This is a genomic window from Microbispora sp. H10885 (genome assembly GCF_014161415.1).
In the GTDB taxonomy this organism is placed as follows: Bacteria; Actinomycetota; Actinomycetes; order Streptosporangiales; family Streptosporangiaceae; genus Microbispora; species Microbispora triticiradicis.
Genome location: NZ_JABBWY010000014.1, coordinates 148,002 through 161,160 on the forward strand (window position 1 = coordinate 148,002; position 13,159 = coordinate 161,160).

Annotated in this window: 9 protein-coding genes; 4 read left to right on the plus strand and 5 right to left on the minus strand. The window is 74.6% G+C overall.

What is annotated here, in order from left to right:
* Positions 1 to 43: 43 nt before the first annotated feature.
* Positions 44 to 823 carry a YcnI family protein gene (locus HHX37_RS31775; protein WP_182887782.1) on the plus strand — a complete coding sequence of 260 codons (780 nt, stop codon included), beginning with the start codon at positions 44 to 46 and terminating at the stop codon, positions 821 to 823.
* Positions 820 to 2,595: a copper resistance protein CopC gene (locus HHX37_RS31780; RefSeq protein ID WP_182887783.1), complete on the plus strand. Its 1,776-nt coding sequence runs from the start codon at positions 820 to 822 to the stop codon at positions 2,593 to 2,595. Before HHX37_RS31775 ends, HHX37_RS31780 begins: the two co-directional genes overlap by 4 nt.
* A 43-nt stretch (positions 2,596 to 2,638) precedes the next feature.
* Here HHX37_RS31780 and HHX37_RS31785 read toward each other — a convergent pair whose 3' ends face one another.
* Genes HHX37_RS31785 through HHX37_RS31795 form a run of 3 tightly spaced genes read right to left on the minus strand, consistent with a single transcriptional unit; the run spans position 2,639 to position 8,528 of the window.
* Positions 2,639 to 3,853: a type III PLP-dependent enzyme gene (locus tag HHX37_RS31785; RefSeq protein WP_220503310.1), complete on the minus strand. Its 1,215-nt coding sequence runs from the start codon at positions 3,851 to 3,853 to the stop codon at positions 2,639 to 2,641.
* Positions 3,854 to 3,855: 2 nt separating this feature from the next.
* On the minus strand, positions 3,856 to 7,188 hold the full coding sequence (locus HHX37_RS37335) for an IucA/IucC family protein (protein ID WP_259406897.1): 3,333 nt from the start codon (positions 7,186 to 7,188) through the stop codon (positions 3,856 to 3,858).
* Complete coding sequence (locus tag HHX37_RS31795; protein ID WP_182887785.1) at positions 7,173 to 8,528, minus strand: siderophore biosynthesis protein; 1,356 nt, start codon at positions 8,526 to 8,528, stop codon at positions 7,173 to 7,175. The genes HHX37_RS37335 and HHX37_RS31795 overlap by 16 nt, the downstream gene beginning before the upstream one ends.
* Before the next feature lie 117 nt (positions 8,529 to 8,645).
* Between HHX37_RS31795 and nudC the strand changes: the two genes are divergently transcribed.
* Entirely contained in the window at positions 8,646 to 9,560 is a 915-nt protein-coding gene (nudC, locus tag HHX37_RS31800; protein ID WP_396698595.1) for an NAD(+) diphosphatase, read from the plus strand.
* Between the two features lie 4 nt (positions 9,561 to 9,564).
* Here the strand turns inward: nudC and HHX37_RS31805 are convergent, their stop codons facing one another.
* A complete protein-coding gene (locus HHX37_RS31805) occupies positions 9,565 to 9,804 on the minus strand; it encodes a mycoredoxin (protein ID WP_150938033.1) in 240 nt (79 codons plus the stop codon).
* 105 nt (positions 9,805 to 9,909) lie between these two features.
* Complete coding sequence (locus HHX37_RS31810; RefSeq protein ID WP_310740624.1) at positions 9,910 to 10,944, minus strand: alpha/beta hydrolase; 1,035 nt, start codon at positions 10,942 to 10,944, stop codon at positions 9,910 to 9,912.
* A 139-nt stretch (positions 10,945 to 11,083) separates the two neighbouring features.
* On the opposite strand from HHX37_RS31810, the gene HHX37_RS31815 reads away from it, so the two are divergent.
* On the plus strand, positions 11,084 to 13,150 hold the full coding sequence (locus HHX37_RS31815; protein WP_259402642.1) for an ATP-dependent DNA helicase UvrD2: 2,067 nt from the start codon (positions 11,084 to 11,086) through the stop codon (positions 13,148 to 13,150).
* Positions 13,151 to 13,159: the final 9 nt, after the last annotated feature.

A 13,159-nucleotide genomic window follows, 5' to 3' on the forward strand; every position in this document is an offset into this window, starting at 1 on the left:
CCGGCACGGGCTCCACATACCGATACGCGCAAGGAGTCCGCGCATGAAGCCCATCCGTGTCGTCGCCGCGACGCTCGTCGCCGGCGTCGCCGTCCTGCTCGCCCCCACCTCGCCGGCGTGGGCCCACGTCACCGTTTCCCCCTCGGTCGCCACCACCGGCGGCTACGGCACGTTCGCGTTCAAGGTGCCCGACGAGCGCGCGGACGCGAAAACGACCCGCGTCGAGGTCGTCTTCCCGGAGAACGCCCAGCTCACCAGCGTCTCCCTGCGTCCCGTCCCGGGCTGGAAGGCCACTGTCGCCACCCGGCAACTGCCGAACGCCGCGTCCGCCGGGCACGACGACGACGAGGAGGCCGCCAACAAGGCCGTCACGGGCATCGTGTGGGAGGGCGGCGCCATCAAGCCCGGCGAGTTCCAGCTCTTCGAGGTGTCCCTCGGTCCGCTGCCCACCACGCCCGGCCGGCTCGTGTTCAAAGCGCTGCAGACCTACAGCGACGGTGAGGTCGTCCGCTGGATCGACATCCCGGAGGCCGGCGCGCCACGGCCCGAACACCCGGCGCCGATGATCGACGTCAAGCCGGTGGACGCGCAGGCCAACGCGCCCGCCGCGCCCGCCGCGCCCGCCGCGCCTGCTGCGCCCGCCGCGGCCGCCGCGGCCACCCCCACCGGCGACGGCGTCGCTCGCCTGCTCGGCTGGGCCGGCCTCGCGCTCGGCGCCCTCGCGCTGCTGACGGCGGCCGCGACCGGGCTGCGCCGGCGCACCCCGGCGCCGGCCTCGGCGCCGCTCGCGGAGGCGGACACCGCGGCGCGGCTCTCGCGATGACCCTCACCAGGACGCGCGGCGCGGGGCTCGCCGTCCTCCTCGCAGGGTTCGCCACCGCCGTGTCCCTCGTGGTGGCGAGCCCTGCCTGGGCGCACGCGGAACTGGTCGACGCCGCGCCGGCCAACGGCCAGATCTACCAGGACTCCCCTCGGACGCTGCTGCTGCAGTTCACCGACCCGGTGACCGTGCCGCCGGACGGCCTGCGGCTGTTCGGCCCAGACGGCGCCCGCATCGGCATCGGCGCACCGGTCCACCGCGTGGGCGACGACACGTCGGTGGAGGCCCCGCTGAACGGGAAACTCGCCGACGGCGTCTACACCGTCTCGTGGCGGGTGGTGTCCTCCGACAGCCACCCGGTGCAGGGCGCCTACACGTTCACCGTCGGTACGCCGGGCAGCCGCCCGGCCGCCGTCACGCCCTCGGGCGATCGCTCCGGCGATGCCGCGACGGCGTACGGCGCCGCCCGGTGGGCCGCGTTCGCAGGGTTCGCCGTGCTGCTCGGCACCGCGTTCTACCTGGCGTGGTGCTGGCCGGCCGGTGCGCGGCGACGGCCGGCCCGGCGGGTGTTGTGGGCCGGCTGGGGCGCCAGCCTCGCCGCCGCGATCGCCTCCGGCCTGTTGTACGGGCCGTACGTGGCCGACGGCGATGTGGCGGGCGTCTTCGACCCGCGGCTGCTGTCCACGACGTGGGCCACCGGCCTGGGCCGTGCCCTCGGGATTCGCGTCGCTCTGCTGCTCGCCGCGGCGCCCGCGCTCGTCTGGCTGCTGAACCGCTACCCGGACGCGCCGGACCGCCGCACACGGTGGACGGCCGCGGCGGCGGTGCTCGCGGCCGCCGCGGCGCTCGCCGTGACCTGGAGCATCGCGAACCACAGCGTGTCGGGCGAGGCCGGCGGGTTCGCCGTGCCGGTCGACGTCGTGCACCTCGTCGCCGGCTCGGTCTGGCTCGGGGGGCTCGTCGCGCTCGCCCTGACGCACGTGCCGACCCGCGACGCCGTCACCCTGCGCGTGGCGGTGCCCCGGTTCTCGCACACGGCGCTGGTGTGTGTGGCGCTCATGGTCGCCACCGGCCTGTTCCAGGCATGGCGGCAGGTCGGGTCGCCGCCGACGCTGTTCGCCACCGCGTACGGCCGGGTTCTGCTGGCGAAGGTCGCCCTTGTGGTCGTGCTGGTCGCGTTCGGCGCCGCCGCCCGGGGATGGGTCGCCCGCCACTACGGCGCGGGCGGCAACCGGCGCCGCGGCGGCCCTGACCCGCACCAGCTCTACGCGTTCTACCGGCGGCTGCTGACCGAGACGGCGGTGGGCGCCGTCGTGCTGGGCCTGTCCGCCGCGTTGGTCGCCATGGAGCCGGCCCGCGTGGCGTACGCCGAGCACCGCTCGACGGCGGCGCCCGCGAATACGGCGGTGCCCGCGAATCGAGTGGCGCCGGTGCCGGCCGTGCCCACACCCGTGCCGTTCTCGGCCGGCTCCGGCCCCCACTCGCGCGGTGCGGTGCTGCTCGTGGTGTTTCCGCCCAAGGTGGGGCCGGCGCAGCTGCACCTGTCGGTGCTCGACCCGAACGGCGCGCCGCTCAACGTGCCGGAGGTGCACGCCGCCATGACCCTCCCGGACCGGGACCTCGGGCCGATCCCGGTGGAGCTCCAGGGCGCCGGCGGGCACTACATCGGCCAGCTGAACCTGCCGTTCCCGGGTCGCTGGCAGGCCGTTCTCACGGTCCGCACCACGGAGACGGACCAGGCCACGGTTCGCGTCGTGGTCGACGTGAGCGCCTGAAGAACGCGGCCCGCCTCGCCGACTCCGCGAAGGTTCTCGGCCCTCAGCGCAGGTAGTGGAACTCGGGCTTCGGGTGCATGAGGAAGTCGTGGTGGGAGATGTTCCAGGCGTACGCGCCGGCCATTGCGAAGGCGACGACGTCGCCGACGGCGAGTGCGGCGGTGACGCGGCGGGCGAAGACGTCCTTGGGGGTGCAGAGCCGTCCCACGAGTGTTACCGGGCCGTCCTCGCCCTCCCCGCTTCGGGGCAGCACGGCGAACGGCTGGTCGTGTCCCTTCGTCACCGGGGTCCGCAGGTGGTGGGTGCCGCCGGAGAGCACGGCGAAGCGTTCCCCGTGGACTCGCTTCACGTCGAGCACGGTCGTCAGGTACCACCCGCAGTAGGCGGTCAGGGCCCGTCCCGGCTCCACGCGCAGCGTCTCGCCCGGGCGGGCGAGCGCCCGCAGGCCCGCGCCGTACGCCGCCCAGTCGAACCGCTCCTCGGGACGGGTGTAGGAGACGGCCATTCCGCCGCCGAGGTTGAACTCCCGCAGGCCCAGGCTCCTGCCGTACGCGAGCACGGCCTCGGCGAGGGTGAGCAGGCCGGGGGCGGCCAGGCCGCTCGCGAGGTGGGCGTGGACGCCCCGCAGCCGCAGCGCCCCCCGCCCCTCCGGCTCGCCCGGGAGGTCGGCTGAGACGTGGCCTGGCCGCGGCTCCGGAAGGCCGTTCGAGAGCCGCCCTGGAAGCGCGCCTCCATTCTGGCCTGAGGTGGCGTCGGCGGGGGTGGGACGGCCGAGCAGGGCGAGGCATTCGGCGATCCCGTCCGGGTCCATGCCGAACGGCGTGGCGCCGCCGCCCATCGCGAGGGCCGCGCCGGTGACGGGCATGTCGAGGTTGACCCGCAGCAGCACGTCCGCCGGTCCGCGCAGGCGGCGCAGTTCGGCCGGGCTCTCGACGTGCCACCGGTGTGCCGAGGGGGCCAGGGCCAGCTCGGCGCCGGTCTTGCCCGGCCCGCCGAAGCTCAGCCGGGCGTCCGGCAGCAGCCCCCTGACGTGCTCGAACTCGCCGCCGGAGGAGACCTCGAACCCGTCCGCGTACGGCGCGAGCGCACGCAGCACCTCGGGGTCGGGGTTGGCCTTGACGGCGTAGCAGAGCTCGGTCCCGGCCAGGGCGGCGCGTACGGCCGCCGCGTGGCGGGCGAGCCCGGCGAGGTCGTAGACGTAGGCGGGCACGTCGTCCAGGGCCTCGGCGATCTGCCGCACGCTCGATGGGATGTCCATGCTCATCCGCGCCCCCTGGCGTGGGTCGGCTCGGGCCAGAGCGGGCCGAGGCGGGGCCCGGGCGGCGCGAGCGGGTTGGCGACGTGTACGTATCCGGCCTCCCGGTCGGCTGCCCTCGCCCACCGTACGGTGAGGTTCGCCTTGGCGGGCAGCGGCGCCCCCGCCAGCAGCCGGGTCAGCGGCGCGAGGGCGTCGAAACCGGCAGCGTGACCGGCAGCATGGTCGGGCGCGTGGCCGGCGACGTAGCGCTCCAGGGACGCGCGGGCGGCGGCCCACAGGTCCCGCAGGAGACGGCCGTCCCCCGCGTCCGCCGCCCTGTCCGTCGCCGCGTCGGTCGCCGCGTCGGCCACTGTGGCGGCGACCTCCGCCAGGTGGTTGACGAAGAGGCAGTAGGCCACCCGGTCCCAGCCGCGCCCGGCGTCGTACGACAGGGAGCCGGCGACCTCGTCCGGCAGGCCGGTCAGGTCGTGGTGGCCGGTGACCAGCTTGGTGCCCTCCAGGTCGCGGAAGACGACCTCGGCGGGCAGGCCGTCCGCGTCGAACCCGACGAGCACGTTCTGCACGTGCGGTTCGAGCACGACGCCGTGCCGGACGTACGCGTCGAGCACCGGGTATGCCACACGCTCGACGTATGCCTCGAACCAGGCGACCGGATCGGCCGCCCGGCGGGCCAGGACGGCCTCCGGCACCCCTTCGCCGCCCGCGGCCAGGGCCGCGGCGAGGACCGGGGTGACTCCCGGTCCGCACACGGCCCACGGCCCGGTACGGACGATCACCGAGAGCCCTTCGAGCAGCCGCGTGCCGAGTGCGGCCGATCGATAGCCGGGCTCGGGTAGCCAGCGCGTGCCGGGAAAGCGTCTGTCCAGCAGTTCGAAGACGGGGGCGAGCCGCCGGGTCAGCTCCACCGCGCCGGCCAGCTCGTACCACGCGTTCTTGCGCACGCAGTTGGTGATCCGCACGTCCAGGCTGAACTTCAGGCACACGCCGGCCCCGGGGTCGTACACGGTCCTGACCGAGGACGTGGGCACGACCGTGCGAGGGCCGGGGCCGAGGTCCACGAGCCGCCCGTCCGCGAGCGGCTCCCGCAGCTCGGCGGCCAGCAGGCGGAGCTGCCACGGATGGGCGGGCAGCGGCAGGTAGCCCGGCGGCGCCTCGCCGAAGCCGTCCAGCGCCGTCGTGTCACCCTCCTGGGCCACCAGGTCGGCGCGCACTCCGAGCAGCCGCGGCGCGAACCGCGCGTGCGCCTCGGGCGCGTGGTCCAGCCAGCCGTCGCCCGCGCGGGCCTTCGGCGCGGGGTGGAACGGATGCCCGGCCACGAGGGCCTGCTCGGAGGCGAGCCAGGGGTCGGCGGGCGGGGCGGCCCGCTCGCGGGCGGCCAGGATCGCGGCCGTCGCGTCACGCCCGGCGCGGACCTGGTCGGCGAACTCCTCGTTGCCGCCGTCGAGATCGTCTTCCACGAGGGTGAGGAGGGAGGGCAGGCCGAGGGGCCGCCACCGCCCCTCCGCCAGGTATTCGGGCGGGCCGTCGAATCGCAGGGCGATGCCCCCGCGTGCGCGGACGCGCACCGGCGTCCCGGCCAATCGGAGCGTCAGATGCGGTCCGGCGGCGCGCACGTCGCCGCGTGGGCCGCCGACCTCACGCAGCCAGCAGCGCAGCAGCGCCCCCAGCGCGGTCTCCTCGGCTGCGAGATCCGAAGCCGTGAGCTCCGCAGCTGTGGGGTCGACGGAGCGGGCGCCTCTCAGATAGTTGGGGCCGGTCGTGCCGTAGAACTTGTTGACGTCCCGGGCCCCGGTGCGTTCCTTGGCGACGAGCGTCCCGGCGACCACCATCGACTTGCCGGTGAGGCGGGCGGCGTCGAGCGTGCGGGCCCGCAGCAGCCGGGCCATCGGGTCGTCCCCGTACGGCTCCAGCGCCGCAGTGAGCGCCCGCCGGACCGGCGCGGCGCCGGAGTGGGGCAGCAGGCCGTGGGCCACCGCCATGGCGGCCAGGTGCAGCGTGATCGTCACGAAGACGTCGGCGAGCGCGTAGGGGTCGTCGGTCAGCATGCGCGCGTCGTCGAACTCCGGCGCGTCCAGCCCGGCGGCCCGCAGCCGCCCGGGGGAGGCGAGCAGCCCGTCGTTGTCCTTGACCAGCAGCCGCATGGGCCCGTCGCCGAACAGCAGGGCCAGGTTCTGCTGGTGGGCCTCCAACGCGACGCCGTACCGCACGAAGAGTGTGACGTTCCAGGCGAACAGCGCCGCGAGGTAGTCGTCGAGCAACGCGCGCACGTCGCCGCCGTAGTGCCGCCCGGCCACCTCGTGCGCGACGAGCCGGCCGTCCCCGTCCGGCAGCGGCGCGAGGAGGGCGGCGACCGGGACGATCTCCCCCTCGGGCAGTCCGCGGACCAGCCAGCCCAGGTATTCGTGCCCCGCGTGCCCGTACGTCTGCTCGTCGGCGAGCGTGGCGCGCAGGGCGGGCTCGCGCAGCAGGATCCGGCGCAGCAGCGACTGGGCCAGCGCCCCGTCGAGCAATGTTCCCGGCTTGATCGACCTGCGGTTGCGCAGGCCGAGCGTGCTGGTGGGCAGCGGCACCTTGAGATGGACGCGCGGGCCGGCCTCGACCGTCCGCATCGACAGGGTCGGCCGCACGACCAGGTACGGACGCCGCCCCGGCACCAGCCCGGAAAGCCCAGGCACCGCCCCCGGAAGCCCCGCCACGAGCGGCTCAGCCAGGGGATGCACGGGGAACAGCACGTGCGTACGAGCGAGGCCGGGCGGCAGCCCCACGTCGCCGGGCCGGGGCCACCACGCGGGCGGCTCTGGCCGCGACAGCGTCGCGAGCTCCCGGGGCACCGCCGTCCAGCGCATCGCGAACTCGGGGGCGAACTCCGGCGCGTACGACGGGAGGTCGCCGGGGGAGACGCCGAGGCGGCAGCGGGCCGTCGGATAGAGCGGATGGTCCACCGAGGCGGCCAGCGACTCGTAGCGGATCAGCCCGTCCCGCCCGCGCAGCCGCCGGTCCACCTCGCCGCGCAGCCGGTGCCGGGCCGCCAGGGCCGCGAGCGTCTCGCGGCACTCCCGCGCGAAGGCGGCGACCCCCTCGGCGTCGGCCGGGTCGGCGACCTCCCGCAGCGTGTCCAGCACCTCGGCCAGGCTCAGGCGCTCGTCCGGGGCCGTCGAGAAGTCCTGGAACGGGCTGCCCGGCGTGAGGCCGGCCCGCCGCCCCGAGGCGAGGACGATCGCGACGCCGTCCCGGTCGCGGGTCACCCGGGAGGAGACGCCGCCGTAGTCCTCCCGCAGCAGCGCGTCGAGCACCCGGGCGGCGAGATAGTGCTCCGCGGTCATGCGAGCACCCAAGGGTGCTCCTTCCGGAACGCGTCCACGGCGGCGTCGACGCGCTCCCGGTCCGGGCCGACGGCGCGGAGCAGGCCGAGGTAGTCGCGGTTTGTCCCGGTCACCTCCACGTGATCGCCGACCTCGCGCAGCGCCCGGTGCCACAGCCGTACGCCGTCCCCGGCGTCCGGCGCGGAAAGGCCCGGCGCGGAGAGGTTCGGCGCGGAAAGGCTCAGCGCGGGAAGATCCGGCGCGGGAAGGTCCGGCGGCGCGGCGGTGACCGTGCCGGAGCGCTCGGCCACGAGGCTCACCACGGACCCGTACGCCGGGCGCGGGCCGTCAGTGCCGAACGCGTCGGCGTCGAACGCGTCGAGGTCGAACGCGGAGAGGGGTTCGCCGGCGTGGATCCGCAGGACCCACTCGTGCAGGGGCACACCGAGGAGGTCGGCCAGCAGGAAGTCGCAGTTGTCGCCGATGAGCCGATAGTTGATCTCGATGATCCGCGGGCCGTCGCGGGTGACGGCGTACTCGGTGTGGCACACGCCGAAGCCGACGCCCACGGCGTCCAGCGCGGCGTTCAGGTGGGGGAGATGCCCGGCGTCGGGGGGCCGCCAGTCCAGGCGTTCCTCGATGAATCGCGGCGGCGGGCCGAGCGTGGTGGCGAACCCGCCGAGGACCCGCCGCGCACCCCCGCCGCCGCTGTGCCGGCCGCCGCCGGCCTCACGACCGGCGCCACGACCGGCGCCACGACCGGCGCCACGACCGGCGTCACGGACGCCGCCACCGTCGCCGAGGGTTTCCAGCGTGCGCACCGGCCCGTCCAGGAACTCCTCGGCCACCAGGACCTCGGCCGGGCGGCGCTCCCGGATCTCCGCCACCGCCGCGCGCAGCGCGTCCGGGCCGTCGACGAGCACGACGTCCTCGCTCGCCACGCCGAGCGCGGGTTTGACCACCACCGGGTACGGCAGGTCGAGCGGGAGGTCGCCGCCGGGAGGGATCCGTACGGACCTGACCGGTTCCACGGCGGCGAGGGCGCGGCGGGTCAGCGCCTTGTTCTTGGCGGTGACGCAGGCCCGCCAGTCCTTGCCCGGCAGGCCGAAGTACTCGGCGGCGAGCGCGGCGGGGGCCTGGAGGTGGTCGGAGTTCGAGAAGATCACGCCGGGCGGGTGATGGGCGGCGACGGCGTCGATCACGGCCCTGGCGTCGCGGACGTCGGCCGCGACGACCTCGCATCCCGGGTACCCGGCATACCGATCAGGTTGGTCGGTGAGTATCGTCACGTCCCAGCCCAGCGCGGCCGCGGCGGGAAGGAAACCGCCGGTCACCGAGTCGGTCGGGTTGAGCGTGGTGAGGTACAGCCGCACCGGCCCTCCGATAGGTAAGGCTAACCTAAGTGAGTGCATCCTAGCGCGGTGGCGCGGGGAACGGGCTTGACGGGGAGATTGCCGCGGCGGCGCCAGTGGAAGGATGACGGGGTGGAAATCGCGGACGGACTGCTCGGCCCCCTGCTCCTCGCGCGGAGCGCCATCGACCGGTCGGCGGCCCTGCGCGGCGACGAGGAGTGGCTGCGGCAGGCCTGGGAGGCGGAGAAGACGAGGGTCCTCCTCGTCCAGGACGGCCGCACGCTGATCCGCCGTTTCACCGACGGCGCGGCGCTGGTGCTCACCTCTCCGGCGGAGGCGCCGGAAGGCACGCGTTATCTCCTCGGCGTGGACGAGGACGGCGTGCCCTACTTCGCGGTGAACGCGCCGCTGCCCGAGCCCGCCCAGGGCGCCGGCGACGCGGTGGGCCTGCGGGAGGCCGCGGTGCTGCTCGACGACCGCGACGCGGGGCTGCTCGTCTACGCGGTGGCCCTGGAGGCCTGGCACGCCACCCACGAGTTCTGCCCCAGGTGCGGTGGCCCCACGAACGTGACGGCCTCTGGGCACATGCGGGTGTGCCCGCGTGACGGCAGTCAGCACTTCCCCCGCGTGGACCCCGCAGTGATCATGCTGGTCCACGACGACGAGGGCCGCGTACTGCTGGCGCGCGGCCCGGCGTGGCCGGCGAACCGGATGTCGGTGCTCGCCGGGTTCGTCGAACCCGGCGAGTCGCTGGAGCACGCGGTGGTGCGCGAGGTCCTGGAGGAGGTCGGCATCGCCGTCGTCACCCCCCGCTACCTGGGCAGCCAGCCCTGGCCGTTCCCGCGCAGCCTGATGCTCGGCTTCTTCGCCCGCGCCGTCACGACCGACCTGCGCCCCGACCTGGACGAGATCGCCGAGGCCCGCTGGCTGTCCCGGGAGGAGCTCGCGGCCCAGGTGCGGTCGGGTGAGCTGCTCCTGCCGACCGAGGTCTCGATCGCCCGGCGGATGATCGAGACCTGGTACGGAGGGCCGATCCCCGACACCGGCTGGTAGGTCGTCAGCAGGCGCCCTGGAGGTGCCGCTTGACCTCGGCGACCGAGGGGTTCGTCATTGTGTGGCAGTCGGTGACCACGGTCGGCACGACCTGGTTGCCGTTGTTCACGCTCATCACGAACTCGGCGGCGTCCGGGTGGCGCTCGATGTCGACCTCGCTGTAGGCGATGCCCTCCCGCGTGAGCTGGCTCTTCAGTCGCTTACAGGGGCCGCACCAGCTCGTGGTGTAAACCGTGAGCGCCATCTTCGTCCCTTTCCCGGGCAGCTTCGTGGGGCAACGCGTTGCTTGAGCAGTCATGGCAACATCGCGGACGCCCCGGCTGTTCCCGGTTCTGCGCCGGTCCTCCGGTCAGCGGGCCGGCTGCGCCAGCCGGGCGGCGATCCACGCCCGGACGGTCTCGGGGACCCCGGGCTCACGGTAGAGCGGCGCGCTGTGGAAGGTGCCGGCCATCGTCTTGACGGTCATCGGGACCCCGACGTTCTCCAGCGACTCCTTGAGCACCTCGCTCTGGTACGGCGGCACGAACTCGTCGGCCGAGTGGACCGCGAGCATCGGCGCGTCGCCGGGGGTGGCGTGGAACGGCACCTCCATGCTCGACCAGACACGCGGGCACCGGGCCGGGGAGCAGCCTCCGGCCAGCCGTACCGCGGCCCGGCGGAGTTTGCGCTGGTCGAACGTGCCGGCCGCGGTGCCGTCCTCGTACGCCGAGAGCGGCGAGACGGGCGGGGAGATCCCGACGACCCCGCGCAGGCCCGGCCGGCCGTCGCCGTAGGTGCCGACGGCGGCGGCGAGGTGGCCCCCGGCGGAGAACCCGAGGAGCACGTAGCGCCCGGGGTCGGTGTTGAAGAGGGCCGGGTGCCTGCGGACGGCGGCGACCGCGGACAGGACGTCGGTGCGCTGGGCCGGCCACGGCGCGTCGCCGGACAGCCGGTAGTCGAGGTTGACGACGGTATAGCCCTGCTGGACGTAGTAGCGGGTGACCGACGTCATGTACTTCTTGTCGCCCCCCGACCACCAGCCGCCATGGATGACGAACACGGCGGGACGCCGCGGGCCGGTGGGATGCCACCACACGTCCATGATCTGGCGGGGGTGCGGGCCGTACGAGTAGGTGTGCATCCTCGCGCCGGCGGGCGGCGTGGGAGACGCCGAAGGCGAGGCGCTCGCGGAGGGCGTGGGCGGCGCCGACGGCGTGGCCGACGCGGACGACACCGGGGAGGCGGACGGAACCGGAGTGGCCGACGGCTGGGGTGCGGGGTTGCCGGCGGGGGCGGCGGCCACGGTGGCGGCCACGGTGGCGGCCCGCGCGCCGGGCGAGGTGAGCATCAGCGCGGCGAGGGCGGCGGCGCCCATGCCCATGGCAGTTCGGACCGCGGTTCCCACGGCGTCATCCTCCCCGATGTCGCGTCCATGTCGCGTCGCTGTCGCGTCGTGCCCCGACCGGTCAATGGGACACGCTCGGTCTGCTGCTGCAAGGATGATGCCAGTAACAACGTCCGCCACGCATGTTGGGAGCGGCTCCTTGGACGTCCTCGACGGTCTGGATCCCGAGCAGCGCGAGGTCGCCCAGGCGGTGCGCGGACCGGTGTGCGTGCTCGCGGGCGCGGGCACCGGCAAGACCCGTGCCATCACCCACCGCATCGCGTACGCCGTGCACACGGGGGTCGTCGATCCGCAGGGGGTGCTCGCGGTCACCTTCACGACCCGTGCAGCGGGCGAGTTGAAGCAGCGGCTGCGCCGGCTCGGCGCGCCGGGGGTGCAGGCCCGCACGTTCCACGCGGCGGCCCTGCGCCAGCTCAGCTACTTCTGGCCCCGGGTGATCGGCGGCGACCCGCCGCAGGTGGTCGAGTCGAAGCTGCCGCTGCTGATCGAGGCGGCCCGGCGGCTGCGCAGGAACCCCGAGCGCGGCGAGTTGCGCGACGTCGCGAGCGAGATCGAGTGGGCGAAGGTCACCCAGGTCGCCCCGGAGGACTACCCGGCCGCCGCCGTCAAGGCGCGGCGCACCCCGCCGATCGCGCCCGAGGAGGTCGCGCGGCTGTACGAGGGCTACGAGAGCGTGCGCCGCCAGCGGAACCTGATCGACTTCGAGACGATCCTGGAGCTCACCGCGGCCGTGATGACCGAGCACCGGGAGGTCGCGGCGCAGATCCGCCAGCAGTACCGCTACTTCGTGGTCGACGAGTTCCAGGACGTCAACCCGCTGCAGAAGCTGCTGCTCGACACGTGGCTCGGCGGGCGCGACGACGTGTGCGTGGTGGGCGACCCCAACCAGACGATCTACTCGTTCACCGGCGCCACGCCCCACTACCTGACGAACTTCGCCGTAGAGCACCCCTCGGCGGCGGTGATCCGGTTGGTGCGCGACTACCGGTCGACGCCGCAGGTGGTCACGCTGGCCAACCGGGTCATGGCCCGCTCGCGGCACCGGCTGGAACTGGTCGCCCAGCGGCCGGACGGCCCCGAACCGGTCTTCACCGAGTACGACGACGAGCAGGCCGAGGCGCTCGGCGTCGCGCTCACCGTCAAGAAGCTGATGGCCGACGGCGTGCCCACCCGCGAGATCGCGGTGCTGTTCCGGGTGAACGCCCAGTCGGAGGCGTACGAGCAGGCGTTCAACGACTCCGGCGTGCCCTACCTGCTGCGCGGGGCGGAGCGGTTCTTCGAGCGCCCCGAGGTGCGCCAGGCCGTGGTGCTGCTGCGCGGCGCCGCGCGGTCGGCGGGAGAGGAGCCGCTGGCGCCCGCCGTGCACGCCATCCTCTCGGGCATCGGGCTCACCGCGGAAGCGCCCGGAGGCGGCAAGGCGAGGGAGAAGTGGGAGTCGCTCAAGGCCCTCGCCGACCTCGCCGAGGACATGGCGGCCGAGGGCGCCGACCTGCCTCGCTTCGTCGGCGAACTGGAGCGCAGGGCGGCCGAGCAGCACGCGCCGCCGGTCGAGGGCGTGACGCTCGCCTCGCTGCACGCCGCCAAGGGCCTGGAGTGGGACGCGGTCTTCCTCGTCGGCCTCACCGACGGCATGGTCCCGATCGTCTACGCGGAGACGCCGGACCAGGTCGAGGAGGAACGGCGGCTGCTCTACGTCGGGGTCACCCGGGCCCGCGAGCACCTGCACCTGTCGTGGGCCCTCGCCAGGTCGCCCGGCGGGCGGCGCGCCCGCAGGCCGTCCCGGTTCCTCGACGGACTCTCCCCGCGTACGGCGAGCGTGAGCCGGGCCGAGCGGCCCAGCGGCGGGGGGAAGGGCAGGCGCGCGGCGGCGGTGCCGCTGCACTGCCGGATCTGCGGCAAGACGCTGTCCGTCGCGGCCGAGCAGAAGCTGGGCCGGTGCGCGACCTGCCCGGCCGACTACGACGAGGCGCTGCTCGAACGGCTCAAGGCGTGGCGGACGACGGCGGCGAAGGAGGCCAAGGTCCCCGCGTACGTCGTCTTCACGGACGTCACCCTGCAGGCCATCGCGGAGCGGGTGCCCACCGCCGAGGAGGACCTGCTCGCGATCGCGGGAATCGGGCGCGTCAAACTTGAGCGGTACGGCGACGCGGTCCTGGGGCTGTGCCGCGGCGACGGTAGTGTTACCGGCGAGTATTCCCCCGCCTGAGCTGGAGGC